The following is a 341-nucleotide window of genomic DNA, read 5'->3' on the forward strand; positions in this document are numbered from 1 at the left end:
CGAGCAGCTGAAGAAGACGCTCGCGGCCGCGGAGGCGACAGCTCTGGGCAGTCACGACACCGCGGTCCTGGAGGCTCTGGAGTGGGTACGCGGCGACACCGCTCAGCAACTGGTGACACTAGAAGGGCGCCTGGAAGAACTCCAGGAGGAGCTCGTCCTGGAGAAGCGGCGGGTGCGGGTGCTCGAGGCCGAGCGGGACCAGTTGCGCGTGACGGTGCGCGAGCAGGGGAAACGTCTGGCTGACGCGGGAGAACTCGTGCGCAGCATGAACGCGGACCTGGAGCGTCAGGAAGAGGAACTCAAGCAGTTGCGCCTGGAGGTCGAGGTTCTGCGCGGTCAGC

Annotated in this window: 1 protein-coding gene; it reads left to right on the forward strand. The window is 66.9% G+C overall.

Features of this window, described 5'->3' with window-relative positions; translation table 11 throughout:
- The coding region (locus HTV45_RS33530; protein WP_215209647.1) for a hypothetical protein at positions 1 to 341 on the forward strand (341 nt) is incomplete at both ends.

This window comes from Streptomyces sp. CHD11 (genome assembly GCF_018638295.1).
GTDB lineage: Bacteria > Actinomycetota > Actinomycetes > Streptomycetales > Streptomycetaceae > Streptomyces.